Here is an 18,509-nt window from a genome sequence, read left to right as displayed (position 1 = left end):
TATTATTTTAATCTAAATCTGCAACACTCAAGTCATTTAAGTAAATCCAACTAATTAAACGTAAGATACAGGTGGCTAAAAAGCTTGCTTTATGAGCATTCTTCACCTCGATATTCTCCCATCCCCCATCCCCCCTAGGGGGGGCAGGGGGGGTGACTTCTTCCTTCTACTTAATCCCGCGAACTAAATACATATCAAGTTCGCCCTTATTTTTAGCAACAATTTTGCCTCGGTGTTCGCATTCAAAAAAATCTTTGACTAATTCAAAGGTAGCGTGAGAGATATTTATATTTCCCGGTACTCCGGAAGATTCCATCCGAGATGCGGTATTAACCGTGTCTCCCCACACATCATAGGTAAACTTTTTATTGCCAATTACTCCCGCTAGCAAAGGACCGGAATGAATGCCGATGCGAATATCCCAATAGGGAATGTTTTGAGCAGATTTCTCCTGTTTTCGCAGTTCCATGAACTGAAGAATTTCTAGGGCAGCCTGCACCGATTCAATGGCGTGTGTAGGGCTGGGTTGAGGAATTCCTGATGCACACATATAGCTGTCGCCAATGGTTTTCAATTTTTCCAATCCATATTTATCCACCACCATATCGAAATAAGAAAAACAATAGTCAAGTTCGTCAACTAACTCTCGCGGTGTCATTTTTTCGGATAATTGAGTAAAGCCTTTGAAATCGGTAAATAAAACCGATACTTCGTCATAATGAACTGGTTCGACTTTGCCGTTAATTTTGAGTTCGTTGGCAATTTCCACCGGGAGTACATTCAAAAGTAACTTGTCTGATTTTTGTTTCTCGGCATCAAGTTGGGAATAGAGTCTATTAATCTCTTGGAAGCGTTCAGCATTGCGGATAGCTGAGGATAGTTGCAAAGCTAAAAGATAGCCAATCCGTACATCTTCTTGATTATAAGAACGCGGCTTAGTTGTCGCAAAAATAATTGTCCCCAAAATTTTACCTTCGCTTGCCAAAGGAATGATGATTTGGGAGGCGTAGCTGGACAAAACACCAGCAGAAAATCCTTCGTGAATTAGTTGGGGTTGGGCTGTTTTGAAGGCTTTTTTTATGGGACCATTTTCTGGGAGGCTATTAATATCTAAATTGATGGCTTTGCCAAACAGTGTAGTGCAAGAGTTGATGCTGTGCAGGCAAATGCTACAGTGTTCAAAATCTAGCAGCCATTTGGCTTGCTTGCCTACTACTCGAAAAATTAAATTGATATCGAGAGTGCTATTAATTGCGGTGGCAATTTCATTGACGGCAGCAATGCGCGTGGACAGGGACTGAGCTTCTGCTAATAAGCTGCGGGCTGTTAGCAACAGTTCTTCCCTGTCTTGATCTTCTAATCGATGACCCATCTTAGGGGCGTGGGACATAGATCACAGAGCATCTATTTCGAGGTCAATAGCATCAGTATATCTGTTGACACTGCTAAACAAATCTGCGGTGGCAATCAATTCAAAAATTTCTCCATCATCTAGTCCTAAATCCCGTAGGTTTTGGTAGTGAGTTGCTGTCAGTTCCTGGGGGTTGGTAGCGGCTTGCAAACCAAAGCTGATTACGGCTTTTTCACGAGCGGGCAGGGGGCAGTTGGCAAAGTCTGAAACCAGCAGCCGCAGGACTTCTTCGCTGATTCCCAAAGCTGAGAGTCCGTGGAGGTGAACTTTTAAGGCGTACTCGCTATTATTTGCTTGGGAAATAGCGACTCCGATCATTTCCTTGAGGGTGCGCGGTACGTCTCCTTGGAGAATTGTAGAGCGGAATTTTTTCCAGTTGGCTTCTAATAAGTCTGGGTTGGTGGCCATTGACTTGAATAGGTTGGGTACGATGCCAAACCCCAGTTCTGTCAAGATTTCGTCATATACTGCTTGAGCTTTTGGATCGGTGAGTTCTTCGTATTCTGCGATCGGAAAGTGTGTCATGTTTATAATAATGGTGACTGCGGTTAATCTTCATACAAAACTACGCCTAAATAGCGTAACACAGCTCTCTGGGCGGTATTAGGACGAATTTAGGCTTTAGTGTTGTTGATGGTCAGATGCACCGATTTCTAGGGACTAGGAGTAGTGAATATCAGCTACCAGGCGGTAGGGTTTTTGCTGCTAGATTCATAAATCTGGGTTTATTATAACTATTGGAATGTTGAGTAGCTAGGTTAATTGCTGATAAAATCTGGATTTTTGTATTGTTCCAGATTTGGTCAGCATTGTTGTAATTTTTAATAAAAATTGAATAAAATTACGACTTTTGATAGATGGCAAGGTGTTGGCGATAGTGTATAATTTAATCCCGAATAAGGAATTTAGTTTAATGGCGGGCTGCTAATTTTTAACTGCGGTTTCGCCTTGGATGTGAGCAAACAAGGTTATGATGGGTAGATTGTAAACTTCTATCCTTGTCGCTGCATTTGCTATGAACCCTGCCCTCACTCAATTTGGCACTCAGATGTCCCACCTCACCGGAGTTAGGGCAATTATGAAAGACATTATTGAAACCCTCAGAGCCGGTAGCGGGCAGGAGTTTATTAATTTGAGTGCCGGCAATCCAGTGATTTTGCCGGAAGTCGAGCAGTTGTGGCGCGATTGTACTGCGGAACTTTTGGCGAGTGCGGAATATGGCGAGGTGGTTTGTCGCTACGGTTCGAGTCAAGGCTATCAGCCGTTGATTGATGCGGTTCGGGATGATTTTAATCGACGCTACGGACTTAGTTTGACCGATCGCAACATCTTGATCACTCCCGGTAGTCAATCGATCTATTTCTACGCAGCCAATGCCTTCGGTGGCTACACCGCAGCCGCCCCAGGGGTGAGGGGGGGTAGCCTTAAACATATTGTTTTGCCCTTGAGTCCGGATTATACGGGTTATGGTGGAGTCAGCTTGATTCCCGAAGCCGTAATTGCTTGCAAACCAACTCTGGATATTGATGCGGCCGCTCATCGGTTTAAATATCGCCCGGATTTCAGTCAGTTGTCGATCGATGAAACTTCCGGCTGCGTAATATTTTCTCGTCCCTGCAACCCCACTGGGAATGTTCTCACCGATGACGAAGTGAAGAAAATTGCAGCCATAGCTAGTGTTTTTGATGTGCCAGTTTTCATTGATTCTGCCTACGGGCCTCCGTTCCCAGCTTTGAATTATACTGAGATGACACCGATTTTTGGTGACAATATTATCCACTGCATGAGTTTGTCGAAAGCGGGATTACCGGGAGAAAGAATCGGAATTGCGATCGGTGATGAAAAGATTATTCAAGTTTTACAATCTTTTCAGACGAATATGTGCATTCACTCGCCGAGATACGGACAGGCGATCGCGGCGCGGGCGATTAATTCTGGAGTTTTGGCTGACATTGGTGTCAATGTCATCCGGCCTTATTATCAAAGTAAATTTGATGTAGTTGAAACAACTCTAGAACAAGCAATGCCGAAAGATTTGCCGTGGTTTTTGCACCGTGGGGAAGGAGCAATCTTTGCGTGGTTGTGGCTGAAAGATTTGCCAATGACAGATTGGGAATTTTATCAACAATTGAAGCAAGTCGGTGTGATTCTGGTGCCGGGAAGTTCTTTCTTCCCTGGTTTGCGGGAAGATTGGCGGCACAAGCAGGAGTGTTTGCGGATTAGTTTGACTGCGACTAATCAGGAGATTGAAACTGCGATGAAACGTTTGGCTAAAATGGTGGAAAAAGTCTATCAGGTTGACCTCTCCCCGGTCTAAAGACACGGGGATTCTAAACTGTTGCTTAGTGGCAGGATAAATCCCATAGGTGTCAACTTAACTTCAAGCCCAGTCAGAGACTGCTGTTTGAATTAAGGCCAGATCCCCCCTAGCCCCCCTTAACAAGGGGGGGACAAGAACTTACTCAAAGTCCCCCTTTCCCCAGGGCTGTTTCATTCTGGTGACAAATCATCATTTTGTAGGGGTAGTGGATGGTGCGTGCCTACCCTCCCCATCCACTTAAGTTGACACCAATGGGCAATCCGGTGTCCTCTATCCTGACGGTGCAACCGGAATTGATATTAGTTATGAATTGCTTGTAAAGCTTCTGTTGCTGATGGGTAGCGCTGGGGGAAATCGTACAGTATCATCCGGTCTAAAACCTTAGCAAATTCTGGGCTAACTTGTGCATTTTGCCGCCAGATGAGATTTCCGATATTATCAACTTTGAATTGTTTTGGCTTCATTCCTGTTAAGGCTTGAATGCCGATGATACCGACAGCATAGATGTCGCTGCACAATTTTGGGGAACCGATGGCTTGTTCGGGGGGAATATAATCCTGTTGAGTCCCACCACGGGATTTCGTTTGACCGATGTTTTGCTGCCAATTACTAATTTCTTTGACTGAGCCAAAGTCAATTAAGACCATTTTGCCATCGGATGTACGTCTGATTAAGTTTTGAGGGTGAACGTCGCGGTGAATTATATCTCTTTGGTGAACAAAAACCAGAATTTCTAAGATGTCTCGCAATAAGGCAATAACTTGATGTTCTTCCCAAGGTTTACCTTCGATCAGTTCTTGAGACAGGGGTTGTCCTTCGATGAATTGATAGACTAAATAAAAATATCCATCTTCTTCAAAACGAGCTAATAATTCCGGGATGCGATCGTGTTGACCTAGGCTATATAAAACTCGCGTTTCTCGATCGAATAAATGGCTGGTTCTGTCAGACTGGCTTTTCAGGCGCTTGACGAGACACAAAGGGCGATCGGGTAAGTTTTCATCTTCAGCGAGATAGGTATCGCTGTACTCGGTACTCACCAAATGTTCGGTGATGCGGTAACGCATCCGCATCAGTTTTTCTAACATCGGCTCGCCCGGTTTAGGGGGTTGTCTACCTTGTTGTGATGCTCTCATGATGCAGTCCCAGAGATTTGCTGCAACTACTCTTTCTTCTTGTCCAATAATTTCTGCTTCTCTCAGTACCTTTGTGAGATCTTTCCATAAATTGTAACCGACGTAGCGACTTAGGTAGCCCACTGTGTACCCGCGGGCGATCGGATCGTTTTGCTGAATTTCTTGGTATGTCCAAGACTGTAAAACACCGCGAATTATCGCTTGCTGCAACCGAGTCAATGATTTTTTGGTTGATTTTTCTACCAAATTGTCCACAAGATTAATGGCTTCTTCTATGGTCATAGCTTTAGCTGTTTAGTGATTTGTAGTCGATACTTGATTTTCTGAAATAGCAATTTTCAATAGATCGGGTATAACTTTTTATATCGATTCCGGTTGTATCGGAATTATTTAACCGCAGAGTACGCAGAGGAAGCAGAGTAGGGGGAGAGAGAGATGAATGGTTCCGAAATCAAGGGATTTGATATTACTTGTCCATCACCAAGTATGGATTGCTTTGCGATCGGACCAATGAAAATCGCTATGTTTAAGTTATACATGATTTAACTTAATTTTGATATTTTGTCCCTTTTTTGAAATATATTTTTACAAATATGAGTTTAATGAGGGGCTGTTAGGAAAAGATTTAAGGAAGAAGGAAGAAAGACCTTCGACACTTATAACTCATACACTTCGACTACGCTCAGTGTCCAATTCCCAATTACCAATTACCAATTCCCCAATTCCCCATTCCCATTCCCAACTACTTAATCTTATTCACATAGCCCCACAAACTGTAATCTCGACTCAACCAACCCCGGAAAAAAGCCATCTGACTAGGGTCTTCTTGCACCCGTTTGTAGCGATAAATAATCCGTTCATTAATCATTTGCAAAGCGGTATTTCTGTTGTTTGCACTTTTGAGTGCTTCCTTGGTGCGGCTATCAAAAATTCCCGTTTGTGGCAATCCTAACGCTTGTTGAAGAAAGGTAATTGAGTTGTTAATTCCAAAGTTAACCGCCGTGTCAAACATGACGATCGCCAAAGTTGGGTGCATTGTTCCCGAAAGACTCGAATCCCAGTAATATTTATAAATTTCTAGGAGCTCTGCTTCCGACATCTGCGTCACATCTAGGGGTGGCAGCCCCCGACTGTATCGGTAAGCATTATATTCGGTTTGCAGAATCCCTCGATAAGTTCTGCCTCCCTTGTCTGCGGGGTGATCGCTGAACCCGCCCTCAAAATATAGGGTAAAGTAAAGGGCTGTTTGAAATATTTTCTGCCGAAAGTTGGCTGTCTGCTGCTGTGCCACCGTCTTTTGGGCAAAGGGCAAGGGAATTGCCAGACTTAACAAAAGTAAGCCCAGTAGGAGGTTTGGTCTCCACTTAATTTTCTGTTGACGCTGTGTTCTTCGCTTGTCGTTCATAAATTCCCTGTCCGATCGCCCGTAGTTCCGCTAAAACTGCTACTCTGCAAAATAATATAGATTCAACCTTTAACTTGATAGCACAGATAGGCAGCGAAGATGAATCCCGATTTCCACAATCAGTCTGAAACACCCAAATTGGAAGATGCTGCATCTCTGACAATCCTGGCAGAAAAATATTACTCTCAAGGTAATTTAGCAGAAGCAATTGCCACTTGTCGCCTCGCACTGGAATTACAACCGGATTGGGCTCCAGCTTACGTGACAATGGGCAACGTCCACCAAGCCAACGGGCAACTTGATGAGGCGATGCGGCTGTATTCTGAGGCGATCGCCCTGAATCCAGACTTTGCCGAGGCCTATGCTAATTTGGGGAGTATGCTCTACAAACAAGGGCTGTTTGTAGAGGCGATTGTCAATTACGAAAAGGCGATCGTCCTCAAACCGGATTTAGCACCAGCTTACTGGAATTTGGCACTCACACTCAAGCAGCAAGGGCAATTTGATGCGGCGCTTTCCTACGAGCAAAAAGCTCTCGAACTCAAGCCCGATCTGGCTGAGGTAGATTTTAACCTAGATTTGGGAGATAAATTGGCGGGGGAAGGTAAGCTGGATGAGGCTGTGGCTGCTTGGCAACGGGCGATCGACCTCAAGCCGGATTTACCAGAAGCATACTGTCAAATAGGCATAGTTTTGCGCTATCAAGGCCAATTAAAAGAAGCAATTCCTTATCTGGAAAAAGCCCTAGAAATTAAACCAGATTTTATTCCCGCTCACCAACATTTGTGTGCCATTCTCAGAGATACCAGCGATTTATCTCAGGCGCGGCAAGCTGTTCACAGATACAGTCAAATGTGCGGTGAAAACGATCCAATTATGACCGCAATTTACTTCGTCAGTACCTATCAAGTGTCGGGGCTGAATCAAATTGCTAAAGATAGATTTTTAGAACTAGAATCTTACTTGGAGCAAAACTTAGACCCAGTTAAAGCAGTTGAAATTAAATCGCTGTATGCCAATTTCTTGTTTAGTACGCCCTATTTGCGAGATGATGTGGCAGTCAATTCTCAACTTTACAGAAGAATTGCCCAAAAGTATATCGACCAATGTATCAAACCTAATTTTCCCGAAGTCACTCATTACAGTCTAAAAACAACGGCGAGGGCAGGTAAACTAAAAATCGGGTGTTTGTCCAATCACTTCCGTCGCCATTCTGTGGGTTGGTGCAGTGCTGACATCCTTCGCGAATTGTCGGCGATCGCGAATTTGCATTTGTACGCTTCCGAAAGAATTGTTCCTGATGACCAAACCAAAAAGTTTGAAAGTTTTGGCAAACTAACTTTGCCCAAAAATTTTGCCAACGGAATGTCTAATTCCTCAGAAATTATCGCTCAAATTAGAAGTGATGAATTAGATGTTTTAGTTGATTTAGATTCTCTCAGCGTACCAGTTCATGTTGATATTCTCTACGCCAAACCCGCAGCAGTTTGTGTGTCTTGGTTAGGATTTGATGCGGCTTATATATCACCAGCAAATTATTTTCTTTCTGATTGGCACTCGCACCCAGCAGGTAGGGAAAAATATTATGATGAGCAGCTAATTAGGATGCCTGATTCCTTTGTGGCGTTGTCTGGTTTTCAAAGGTATGGAGTCAATCCAGTGGCCTTGAGAAGGTCGAATCGCATAGGTTTAGACCAGATAGTTTACCTGTGTGTCGCTCCGGGTAGAAAATTTAATTACGAGTTGGTGAAAGCACAGGTAGCTATTCTTAAACAAGTGCCAAATAGTGTCTTGATTCATAAAGCTTTAGGCGATAATGCGGTGTTTCAAGCGGCTTATCACCAAGTTTGCGAAACTGAAGGAGTTAGCAAGCACCGGATTAAGTTTTTGCCACGGGTTGCTACGGAGGAAGAACATAGAATTGTCTATTTGCTGGCAGATGTGTTGTTGGATTCTTATCCTTATAATGGTGGGACTCACACCTTAGAGGCTTTGTGGTTTAATTTGCCTGTGGTTACTCGAATTGGAGAGCAGTTTTTATCCAGAATGGGTTATTCGTTTTTGCAGACTTTGGGAATTACCACTGGGATGGCTTGGTCTTGGGAGGAATATGTGGAATTTGGGGTAAAATTAGGTCAAGATAGTGAATTACGAAACGGGGTGAAATCGCAGTTGGCTAATTCTAAGAAATCCGAAAATTTGTCGCCTTTGTGGAACCCTAAAAAGTTTGCGGGAGATATGTACGCACTGTTTGAAAAACTGTGTTAAATATAGATTTAATCTCAAATATCCAATCTCAAATCTGATGGCTTTACCAACTATTAAGTTTCTGAAACAGCCGACTTCCCAAGATTGGAACAGGCGATCGCCAATTTAGATACTATCTTATTAGACCATTCTCACTGCGAGCGCAAGGCGGCTGGGGTAGCATTGAATTTAATGTTTCGCTACCCGGCTCATGCTAAATTGGTGAGGATGTTAACGGCGATCGCCCGCGAAGAATTAGAGCATTTTGAGCAAGTCAATCAGCACTTGGAAAAACGTAACATTGCTTTGGGCCCCTTGGGGGCTCCTCCCTACGGTGCTGGTTTGTCTAGCCAAATTCGGAAGCAAGAACCGGATCGACTTTTGGATTCTTTGCTGGTTTCTGGTTTAATCGAAGCGCGGAGTCACGAACGGCTGGGACTGCTGGCAGATAGTTGTGTCGATGGAGAATTAGCTAAATTTTACCGGAGTTTGATGGTTTCGGAAGCTCGCCATTATGGTGTATATTGGATTTTGGCAACAACTTATTTCGATCGCTCTGTTGTCGATCGGCGGCTGGACCAATTATCCTTAGTTGAAAGCGAGTTGCTGGCAACTCTTCATCCAGAACCGAGAATTCATAGCTAAATATAGGGTGCATTAAAGTGCTGTAAAACACAAATTTATGGCAATTTTACAGTGGTTTCTAAAGTGACTGAAAAATATGATTTACGAAAACCAATGAAAACCCAATATCATGATTTTTTAATTCGTTCCTGGGAAACACGCGACCGGGCTGATGCTTTTCATGTAATTCGCGATGTCTTATTGGAGTACGGTTTAAGATCCGAGCCTTTCGGAGCCGATCGAGATGTGTATGATGTAGAATTACATTATCATGCCAAAGGTGGAGAATTTTGGGTGGTTGAACGGGAAGGAGAAATCCTAGGAACGGCGGCATACTATCCCATTGAACGAGGCAATAATGCTGTGGAAATTCGCAAAATGTATATTTTGCCGGCAGCTAGGGGACAGGGTTTAGGAAAGTTTTTACTGCAACAATTGGAAAGTAAAATTGCTAGTTGTGGCTTTGATGAAATCTGGGTCGAAACTGCTAGCGTTCTCAAGGAAGCTGTTAATATGTATGAAAAAAACGGATATCAACCGACAACTGGTGTAGAGACGCAAAGGTGCGATCGGGTTTACAAAAAAGTAATCAAACCAGAAATAAAGGAATAAAAAAATCAGGCCTAGGCAACTCCGGCCACAAATCGGAATTATTAAACTCTCTCTTCTCTTCCTTCGCGCCTTCGCGGTTAATATCAATTCCAGTTGTATCGGAATGATTAAACCACAGAGAACACAGAGGACACAGAGAAAGAGAAGAGAGAAATAATAATTCCGATGTCAACGGATTTGATATAAATCATTCCAATACAACATAAATTAATATCAAGAGTGTTCTAGAAAGGCTCAATCATGACCATGCAACCACAATTTATATCGCTGCTTAATCTTTTTTTTGTCGTAGAGGAATCTCGATCGCAAATTCGCAACCTTCTCCCAATACAGAATTGCAAAAAAGCTCGCCACCGTGTTTTTCGGCGATAATTGACATGGAAATTGCTAAACCTAAACCAGTTCCCTTACCCACTGGTTTAGTGGTAAAAAATGGATCGAATAAGTGCTTCTTCACATCTTCGCTGATACCTGGTCCATTATCCCTAATCCGAATCGCCACGCAGTTATTTTCGGTTACTTCTGTGCGAATCGTAATTTCGAGATTTTTGGCTGCATTTGCCCGATTTCTGACCTCCGCAGCGGATTTTTCCACCTCCATTTCTATGGCATCGATGGCATTACTCAACAAATTCATAAATACTTGATTTAACTGACCAGGATAGCACTCTATTTTGGGTAAATCTCCGTATTGTTTAATCACATTAATAGGAGGGCGATCGGGTTTATTTTTGATGCGGTTTTGCAAAATCATCAGCGTGCTTTCTATCCCTTCGTGAATGTCCACTTTTTTCATTTCGGATTCGTCAAGTCGGGAGAAAGTACGCAAACTTAAAACTATATCCCGAATGCGATCGGCTCCTAGTTTCATTGATGAGATGATTTTTGGGTAATCTTCAAGAATATAATCAAGTTCGATGGTTTCTATTTCATCTAAAATTGCTGCGGTAGGCTCCGGGTATTCCTGTTGATAAATTTGGATTAGTTTCAGCAGGCTTTGAGTGTATTCGCTGGCGTAAGTAAGATTACCGTAGATGAAATTTACGGGGTTGTTAATTTCGTGGGCGACACCAGCCACTAACTGTCCCAAACTCGACATTTTTTCACTCTGAATTAACTGAGATTGGGTGCGCTGGAGTTGGTGCAAAGTTTCTTCTAACTGTACAGCTTGAGCTTGAGCTAATTTGGCCGCAGTGCGGGTTTGGGTGTAAAGTTCGGCATGATCGATCGCGATCGCAATTTGAGCAGCCACTCCTTGCATCAGTTCCACTTCAGAATCGTTCCACTGTCGCATTTCCCCAGCTTGATAGCAGCCAATGGCCCCAATATCGCCGGAAGTAGTTTGAATTGGCAGCACTAGCATGGAAACGACTCCAAATGTTTGATGAATTTCGCCTATTTCTCGATTTGGTAAACTGCTAATATTATTAATTTGCAAAGTTTTCATCTGCCCCATATGCTGGGCTATAATACTAGAATTTTCGTCTACAAAACAGGCACCCAAAAAGCTGAGTAATGCCGGATTTTTGGCTTCGCAAGTTACTTCCCAAACTGCTGAATTATCATGGGAGCGATACCAAGCAAAAATGCACCAATCTAGCTGCATGAGATGGCGAATTTCTGCTACGGAAGTTTCTAAAATAGTCTCTAATTCTAAAGAATTGCGAATTTGGCTAGCAATTTGGTTTAGCAGTTGTTCGCGTCGAGCTTGCTGTCGGAGTGTTTGTTCCGATCGCAGTAAGACTTCTTCGGCAAATTTGCGATCGCTCAAATCTTGGACTACTGCTTGGATCATTGTTTCATTGCCGACTTGGATGATTGTCAGCACGACTTCTGCCGGAAAATCCGTACCGTCGAAACGCTGGTGAAGCCAATCAAAACGGTTATGGCGGCGTTCAAAGGCGATGGCTATCATTTCATTAGCCTCACTCAAAGATGCTTTGCCACTAGGTTGGAAAGGTGGCGAAAATTGACCAGGATTCTTACCTACAAACTGCTCTTTGCCCGTGCCTCCAAATAGTTCTAGGGTGGCATTATTGACATCACGAATCCCATTTTCATCTAACATTAAAACAGCCAAACTGGTTAATTCGTAAAGCGAGCGAAATTTAGCTTCCGACTGCTGCAATGCTGCTTCTGCTTTTTTGCGATCGGTAATGTCGGCAATCATCGCCAAAGCACCGATATAGTTTCCCTGTTGATCTAGCATGGGATTACTAGAAACTATCGCCCACAAATCACTGCCATCTCGGCGACGGAACTTGAAATCATGTTGTTCGCGGATGCCTTGACGACGGCGATCTAGATTTGCTTGAGAGATGGCAATACCTTCTTCATCCATGAAATTAAATAACGGCTGTTGCATCATTTCCTCGGTGGTGCAGCCAAGCATATCAGCCATTTTTTGGTTCACAAAAGTAGTCTTACTCTCGGCATCAATCATCCAAATGCCTTCGTCGGCTGTCTCTACAATGCACCTATATTTTTCCTCGCTTTGCCGGAGTGCTTCCTCGGCTAATTGACTGTCAGTAATGTTTTGAGTCATCAGCAATCCGCCGGTGATTTCTTGCCGTTCATTTCTGACTGGCAAAGTATAGGCTAGGTAAGTGCGATCGTTATAATTAAATTCAGTTACCACGGTTTCTCCACCTAGTGCAGCCCGATAATTGGGTTCCACAGCAGCGCAGAATTCTGGAGGAAATATTTCCCAAATTGTCTTGCCTTCCATCAACTCTTTAGAAAGACCAACTGCTGCTAATTCTTTCCCTTCTACAAGGGTATAACGCAATTCTGTATCAAATAGCATCACCGCACCGTTAGGAAAATTGCTTGCCATAGTGCGGTAGAGTTGTTCGCTTTGTCGTAGGGCTTCTTCTGCTTGTTTGCGAGGGGTAATTTCAATAACTACTGCGCCAATGCCGATCGCCTCGCCACCTGCATCTAGTAGGGGAAAGTAAGAGGCGACGATGTGTGCCATTACTCCGGGCTGTCTCACTTTTTCCGCGCTGAGTTCGATATTGAGTACGGGTTCTTTTGTCCGCAAAATTTTCTGGTATAAAGGCTCGACGATGGGAGCGAGATCTGGTATGATTTCCTGCACAGTCTTGCCGATGTGGTCGGCTGGGCTGGCATCATTCATTTCTGCTAACATTTTATTGATTTGTACGAATCGCAGTCCATCGTCCAAAATGGAAAGTCCTGCCGGCGCATCCTTGAAAAAAGCATCAAATCGTGCTTGTCGCACGGCTAATTCTTGTTCTAAAGCTTTGCGATCGCTAATATCTGTTAAATAGCCAATCATCCCTATAACTTCTCCCATGGTGTCTTGCAATAGCGAAAGCACGAGGTGAGAATAAAAAATTTCTCCTGATTTACGACGTGTTATAACTTCCGTTTGATACTCACCTTTTTTTTGTAACACGCCGATCACTTTTTTTAACAAAATCTGGTGTTGTTCGGGCGGGTAAATGAGAGAAATATGCTTTCCTAATACTTCACTTTCTTGATAGCCGTATAACCTTTGGGATGCTTGATTCCAACTGGTGATGAGACCATCCATATTTGTACAAATCACCGCTTCTCGAATTTGGTCGATAATTTGACTGTGGTGACGCAACTTTGCTTGAGTTTGTTCAAGTTCGGCGATGGTTTGTTGGAGTTGTTCCTGAGTTTTTGCCAGTTCCGTAGTTCGCTGAGCTAGTAAGTTTTCTCGATTGAAATTGCTTGGCTGCGACAAAGATGCCGAGAGTAAGATACTGTTTTGAACCCCCTCGTTGCCAATTTTTTCAGCAGTCAGCCACAGCCCAGGCTCTCCCTCTATTTCCACTGTCCACTGGGAAACGCGCACAGGTACGAGATGACCGTCTTTGTGTTGGTATGCTGCTGCACAGTGGTCTGTGCAGTTATGCTGGAGCTGATTTTCTGGCTCTTTTTTGTCTTGGGCTGTACATTCTGTGTGCAAAACTGCCCAGTAGTTGAGAGTGAGAGTTGTTTCAACTGTGTGGCCGATAATTGCTGCAAAGGCTGGATTTACGTCCAAAAAAGTCCCGTCCATCCGACACAAGGCAAGCCCCATGGGACTGATTTCTAATAATTTGCGGTGGCAGGGATCGCTCCGGTCTTCTCCTAGCTGGCTTGGCATCTGACCTGTGTGGGAGGGGCTAACTAATTATAATCTACTTTTATATTTTTTTTATCTTGTGATTTTTATCACTATTTCAGCAGTCAGTAGTTATTGGTTATTGGTTATTGGTTGTTTGTTATTGGTTAGATCAATTCCGGTTGTATCGGAATGATTTAACCGCGAAGGCGCGAAGTGCGCGAAGCAAGAGAAGAGAGAGTTTAATACAGGACGATGAAGAGAGGATTTTATATTATTGGTTGTTGGTTATTGGTTTTTGGTTGTTAGTTATTGGCGATGCCGTGTCTTTCGACTCTGCCAATAACTAATAACCAATCACTAGGTGTAATTAATCGCGGGCTATGCCTTCGGCTCGCGCTGCCAACTGCACTGCACTAGCGACAGCAGTGGCAACTCGCTCGTCAAATACAGAGGGTATAATGTATTCTTTGTTCAGCTTGGAAGGGCTGACTAAAGAGGCGATCGCATAAGCTGCTTCCAAATACATATTGGTGGTAATCGTGGCAGCTTTGCAGTCCAAAGCACCTCGGAATATGCCCGGAAATGCCAAAACATTGTTAATTTGATTCGGGTAATCGCTACGCCCAGTTGCCACGATCGCCACATCATCCATGATTAGTTCTGGCTGAATTTCGGGAATCGGATTTGCCATGGCAAACACAATCGGATTCTCGGCCATGGAACGCACCATGGAGCGGGTCAGAACTCCGGGGGCGCTGACTCCTAAAAACACATCGGCACCGGCGATCGCATCTTCCAAGGTCCCGCCCGAAGCCACGGCAAACTCTAGTTTTTCTGGGTTCATGTCTGTGCGGTCTTTGGAGAGGACACCTTTGGAGTCGCACATGATGATGTTTTCTGCACCTGCTTTGCGTAACAAGCGGGCGATCGCCACTCCAGCGGCACCGGCTCCGTTAATCACAATGCACACTTCGGACATCGATTTTTGTACTAATTTTAGGCTATTAATTAAGGCGGCCAAACTCACAATAGCAGTGCCATGTTGGTCGTCATGAAAAATCGGGATATCTAGAGTTTCCCGCAATCTTGCTTCGATTTCAAAACAGCGAGGTGAGGAAATATCTTCGAGGTTAACGCCGCCAAATACAGGGGCGATATTCTGGACTGTCCGAATAATTTCCTCAGTATCTTGGGTATTCAAGCAGATAGGAAAGGCATCAATTCCCGCAAATTCTTTAAATAGCATGGCTTTGCCTTCCATGACTGGCAGTGCAGCGGCCGGACCGAGGTTTCCCAGTCCCAAAACGGCGCTACCATCGGTAACAATCGCCACAGTATTTTGTTTGATTGTCAGGTTGTAAACTTGCTGGGGGTCCTTGGCGATCGCCATACAGATGCGACCAACTCCAGGGGTGTATGCCATTGCCAAATCGGACTGGCGTTTGAGGGAAATTTTGCTTTCAACTCGGATTTTGCCACCGCGGTGCAAGTTGAAGGTGCGATCGTATACATCGAGCACTTTGATATTGGGCAGTGCTTTCACTGCTTGCACTATTTCTTCGCTGTGTTCGGTGCTCGAAGCATCGACAGTGATATCGCGAGTTGTAGTGGCGCGGGTTTGCTCGATTAAGTCAATTTGGCCAAAGTTGCCGCCAACAGAGCCGATCGCGCTGGTGACGCCGGCCAGCATTCCCGGCTGGTTTGGCAGAGAAACGCGAATTGTCAAACTAAAGCTAGGATTCGGTGTCAGTTTTACGCTCATGGCTGAATTAAAGATTTGAGATTTCAGAATTTCGATCTTAGATGGAATTACTAACTTTATCTCAAAAATTTAATAATTTAAACTTCAAACATAAATTTTTAATCTCTGTTTGCTGGTGGCGATCGGGTTTTCCCTAAATAGCTATAAATTCCTGTTGCTGTCTTTTGATGCGAGACGCTTGGGGAATTTATGCCGCTTTTTGATAGCCAAAGTAGCGAACCAGGAAACACAAAGATTTGAAGAACGAATAAAATCAATGACTAGATCGATGCCAAAATTTCCTAACTGTGGAGAAGCTTGCTATAGATGCACCGCTGTTGGAGACGGCAGGTAATATTCAGATCAACTGACAAGCTGGCATTTTATTGATAACAGTTGCTGCGCCGCCGAGCGCGACCTTTGATAACGATCGAATTACCTGCACGTTTGGGCTTTGAAGAGAAATGCAATACAGCTTAACTGTGGGTTGCTAATTGTAGATTTTAGCGATCGGCTGTTTCACAGTCACACAAAATAGAAAAGAATTTACAAGCTAGACAATCAGTGGGAACTTTTTCTAAGTTTTGTCGATCGACAGTTTCTAGGGCTGCACTGTCGGCGGGCTTGACGCAGAGAGCAACTTGTCCGACTCCAGCCATAAGTTCGGCAACCCGATCTAAAATACTTTCCATTTTGTTAATCAGTTGCTCGGCTGCTTCCAGCGTCGGCGCGATAATCAAAAAGGTTTTGACTCCTTCGGGACTGGGTGCGAAGCCGAGGGTACACTCGCGTAATAGTGCTTGAGTTGAGAGACTCAAAGGGTCATCGAAGCGATCGATTACAGCTTGATAAAAGGCTTGAGTCAGAGAACGATCGCCAAAAATAGGTTGAGATAACATGGCAACTTCCTTTGGTAGGATCTTTAGGAGGATTGAAAAAATTTTAACATACCTTAATTTAATCGATTTAATTAAATTTGAGCGCGATCGAGATCGTCAACTAAATGTGATTTTTGAGGATTTGTGTAGCGTTCGCAACTGTGATAAAATCTGTTATGTGTTATCACGGCGAATAATTGACATCCCCAGACTAACGCCCCAGAAAAGTAAAAATATTCCTAATTTTGGCTCTACTTATACAGTATGTTCTCAACCACATCCCAGTTAAAAGCAAGATTTGACAAAGCATTCACCACAGCATTCGGGGAAAATCTAGCAGGTACCGATCCGATGCTGACAGCAGCAAGCAATCCCAACTTTGGGGATTTTCAGTGCAATGCGGCGATGAGTTTGGGGAAAAAGTTAGGAAAGCCACCACGGGCGATCGCCCAAACCATCATCGAAAACCTCGACATCGCCGACATCTGCGAAACCCCAGAAATTGCTGGCCCTGGTTTTATCAATTTAAAACTCAAACCGGCTTATTTGGAAGCGCAAGTTAGGGCGATCGCGATCGACCCCCGTTTGGGAATCGCACCCACAGAAACACCTCAAAAAGTGGCGATCGACTTTTCCAGCCCCAACATCGCCAAAGAAATGCACGTCGGGCACCTGCGATCGACTATTATCGGAGATGCGATCGCCCGCATCCTCGAATTTCTCGGCCACGACGTCATCAGAATCAACCACATCGGCGACTGGGGAACCCAATTCGGGATGCTCATCGCCTATTTGCGCGAAGTTCACCCCGAAGCATTAACAACTGCTGACGCTCTAGATTTAGGCGATTTAGTCGCATTTTACCGCCAAGCAAAACAGCGCTTTGATGCAGACGAAACCTTCAAAGAAACCGCCAGACAAGAAGTAGTAAAACTGCAAGCCGGTGCCGAAGACACCCGTCGCGCCTGGAAATTGCTGTGCGATCAATCCCGCCGCGAATTTCAAGTAATCTACAATTTACTCGACATCAAATTAACGGAACGCGGCGAATCATTTTATAATCCGTTATTACCCGCAGTAGTCGAAGATTTAACCAGTCTCGGTTTGCTAGTAGAAAGTGACGGTGCAAAATGCGTTTTTGTAGACGGTTTCACCAATAAAGAAGGCGAACCATTGCCGCTAATTGTCCAAAAAACCGACGGCGGCTACAACTACGCCACCACCGATTTAGCCGCCATCCGCTACCGAATCAAAGAAGACGGTGCAAAACGGATAATTTATGTCACTGATTCAGGACAAGCCAACCATTTTGCCCAAGTATTTGCAGTAGCGAGAAAAGCCAATTGGATTCCCGAAGATGTCGAAATTGTTCATGTTCCCTTCGGTTTGGTATGCGGAGAGGATGGTAAAAGACTCAAAACTCGTTCTGGGGATGCAGTGCGGTTGCAGGATTTGCTCGATGAGGCGATCGTGCGAACCCGTGCAGATTTAGAAACAAGATTAGCAGCAGAAGAAAGACAGGAAACAGAAGAGTTTATTGCTAACGTTTCTGAAGTAGTTGGTTTGAGTGCAGTCAAGTACGCCGATTTAAGTCAAAACCGAGCAAGTAACTATGTCTTTAGTTACGACAAAATGCTCGCTTTGCAAGGAAATACTGCACCTTATATGCTCTATGCTTACGTGCGCGTGCAGGGGATTCGCCGCAAAGGTGGGATTGATTTTGATAATTTAGATGCTGGTGCGAAAGTGATTTTGCAGTCTGATGCGGAGTTGGTATTGGCGAAGCATCTATTGCAATTGAATGAAGTTCTCGGTTCTGTGGATGGGGATTTATTGCCGAATCGAATTTGTCAGTATTTGTTTGAATTGAGTCAAAAATTCAATCAATTCTTTGAACAATGTCCGGTGTTGAAGGCTGAGGAACCGTTGCGGAGTTCGCGGTTAGTTTTGTGCGATTTGACGGCGCGGACTTTGCAGTTAGGCTTAGGATTGTTGGGGATTCAGGTATTGGAGAGAATGTAATATCAAATTCG

11 protein-coding genes and 1 pseudogene are annotated in these 18,509 nt (G+C 44.1%); 5 read left to right on the top strand and 7 right to left on the bottom strand.

Translation table 11 applies throughout. The features are described from left to right. Positions 1 to 166: 166 nt before the first annotated feature. Positions 167 to 1,390 (bottom strand): adenylate/guanylate cyclase domain-containing protein, encoded by a 1,224-nt coding sequence (locus AAFP11_RS06355; protein WP_341736260.1) that lies wholly within the window; start codon positions 1,388 to 1,390, stop codon positions 167 to 169. Positions 1,391 to 1,393: 3 nt separating this feature from the next. Further along, positions 1,394 to 1,936, bottom strand: coding sequence for a peroxidase-related enzyme (locus AAFP11_RS06350; protein ID WP_341736259.1), 543 nt, complete (start codon positions 1,934 to 1,936; stop codon positions 1,394 to 1,396). Between the two features lie 490 nt (positions 1,937 to 2,426). On the opposite strand from AAFP11_RS06350, the gene AAFP11_RS06345 reads away from it, so the two are divergent. After that, on the top strand, positions 2,427 to 3,728 hold the full coding sequence (locus AAFP11_RS06345; protein ID WP_341736258.1) for a valine--pyruvate transaminase: 1,302 nt from the start codon (positions 2,427 to 2,429) through the stop codon (positions 3,726 to 3,728). A gap of 302 nt (positions 3,729 to 4,030) precedes the next feature. Here the strand turns inward: AAFP11_RS06345 and AAFP11_RS06340 are convergent, their stop codons facing one another. Then, entirely contained in the window at positions 4,031 to 5,149 is a 1,119-nt protein-coding gene (locus AAFP11_RS06340; RefSeq protein WP_341736257.1) for a serine/threonine-protein kinase, read from the bottom strand. A 460-nt stretch (positions 5,150 to 5,609) separates the two neighbouring features. Continuing rightward, the gene (locus AAFP11_RS06335; protein WP_341736256.1) at positions 5,610 to 6,272 is read right to left on the bottom strand and encodes a glycosyl hydrolase 108 family protein; all 663 of its coding nucleotides are present in this window, start codon (positions 6,270 to 6,272) and stop codon (positions 5,610 to 5,612) included. A 99-nt stretch (positions 6,273 to 6,371) separates the two neighbouring features. Between AAFP11_RS06335 and AAFP11_RS06330 the strand changes: the two genes are divergently transcribed. The 3 genes and pseudogenes from AAFP11_RS06330 to AAFP11_RS06320 all read left to right on the top strand — a co-directional run bounded on the left by AAFP11_RS06330 (position 6,372) and on the right by AAFP11_RS06320 (position 9,755). Continuing rightward, complete coding sequence (locus AAFP11_RS06330) at positions 6,372 to 8,540, top strand: tetratricopeptide repeat protein (protein WP_341736255.1); 2,169 nt, start codon at positions 6,372 to 6,374, stop codon at positions 8,538 to 8,540. A gap of 37 nt (positions 8,541 to 8,577) precedes the next feature. Further along, positions 8,578 to 9,164: pseudogene (gene miaE, locus AAFP11_RS06325) on the top strand (tRNA isopentenyl-2-thiomethyl-A-37 hydroxylase MiaE). A 93-nt stretch (positions 9,165 to 9,257) separates the two neighbouring features. Continuing rightward, on the top strand, positions 9,258 to 9,755 hold the full coding sequence (locus AAFP11_RS06320) for a GNAT family N-acetyltransferase (protein ID WP_341736254.1): 498 nt from the start codon (positions 9,258 to 9,260) through the stop codon (positions 9,753 to 9,755). Positions 9,756 to 10,026: 271 nt separating this feature from the next. Here the strand turns inward: AAFP11_RS06320 and AAFP11_RS06315 are convergent, their stop codons facing one another. The 3 genes from AAFP11_RS06315 to AAFP11_RS06305 form a co-directional block, all read right to left on the bottom strand. Then, positions 10,027 to 13,896 (bottom strand): PAS domain S-box protein, encoded by a 3,870-nt coding sequence (locus AAFP11_RS06315; RefSeq protein WP_341736253.1) that lies wholly within the window; start codon positions 13,894 to 13,896, stop codon positions 10,027 to 10,029. A gap of 328 nt (positions 13,897 to 14,224) precedes the next feature. Further along, positions 14,225 to 15,619: a malic enzyme-like NAD(P)-binding protein gene (locus tag AAFP11_RS06310; RefSeq protein ID WP_341736252.1), complete on the bottom strand. Its 1,395-nt coding sequence runs from the start codon at positions 15,617 to 15,619 to the stop codon at positions 14,225 to 14,227. Between the two features lie 482 nt (positions 15,620 to 16,101). Next, positions 16,102 to 16,497: a hypothetical protein gene (locus AAFP11_RS06305; protein ID WP_341736251.1), complete on the bottom strand. Its 396-nt coding sequence runs from the start codon at positions 16,495 to 16,497 to the stop codon at positions 16,102 to 16,104. Between the two features lie 243 nt (positions 16,498 to 16,740). On the opposite strand from AAFP11_RS06305, the gene argS reads away from it, so the two are divergent. After that, on the top strand, positions 16,741 to 18,498 hold the full coding sequence (gene argS / locus AAFP11_RS06300) for an arginine--tRNA ligase (RefSeq protein WP_341736250.1): 1,758 nt from the start codon (positions 16,741 to 16,743) through the stop codon (positions 18,496 to 18,498). Positions 18,499 to 18,509 lie beyond the last annotated feature (11 nt).

The sequence above is a fragment of the Microcoleus sp. CAWBG640 genome, from assembly GCF_020883015.1.
Lineage (GTDB): Bacteria > Cyanobacteriota > Cyanobacteriia > Cyanobacteriales > Microcoleaceae > Microcoleus > Microcoleus anatoxicus.
Note: the sequence above shows the minus strand (reverse complement) of the source record. Positions and strands in the feature narration are given on the sequence as shown.

Bases quoted from the DNA above. Each gene is read 5' to 3' on its own strand.
- AAFP11_RS06305 (WP_341736251.1), bottom strand. From the start codon at position 16,497: ATGTTATCTCAACCTATTTTTGGCGATCGTTCTCTGACTCAAGCCTTT.
- AAFP11_RS06315 (WP_341736253.1), bottom strand. From the start codon at position 13,896: ATGCCAAGCCAGCTAGGAGAAGACCGGAGCGATCCCTGCCACCGCAAA.
- AAFP11_RS06330 (WP_341736255.1), top strand. From the start codon at position 6,372: ATGAATCCCGATTTCCACAATCAGTCTGAAACACCCAAATTGGAAGAT.
- AAFP11_RS06345 (WP_341736258.1), top strand. From the start codon at position 2,427: ATGAACCCTGCCCTCACTCAATTTGGCACTCAGATGTCCCACCTCACC.
- AAFP11_RS06340 (WP_341736257.1), bottom strand. From the start codon at position 5,149: ATGACCATAGAAGAAGCCATTAATCTTGTGGACAATTTGGTAGAAAAA.
- AAFP11_RS06355 (WP_341736260.1), bottom strand. From the start codon at position 1,390: ATGTCCCACGCCCCTAAGATGGGTCATCGATTAGAAGATCAAGACAGG.
- AAFP11_RS06310 (WP_341736252.1), bottom strand. From the start codon at position 15,619: ATGAGCGTAAAACTGACACCGAATCCTAGCTTTAGTTTGACAATTCGC.
- AAFP11_RS06320 (WP_341736254.1), top strand. From the start codon at position 9,258: ATGAAAACCCAATATCATGATTTTTTAATTCGTTCCTGGGAAACACGC.
- AAFP11_RS06335 (WP_341736256.1), bottom strand. From the start codon at position 6,272: ATGAACGACAAGCGAAGAACACAGCGTCAACAGAAAATTAAGTGGAGA.
- AAFP11_RS06350 (WP_341736259.1), bottom strand. From the start codon at position 1,936: ATGACACACTTTCCGATCGCAGAATACGAAGAACTCACCGATCCAAAA.
- argS (WP_341736250.1), top strand. From the start codon at position 16,741: ATGTTCTCAACCACATCCCAGTTAAAAGCAAGATTTGACAAAGCATTC.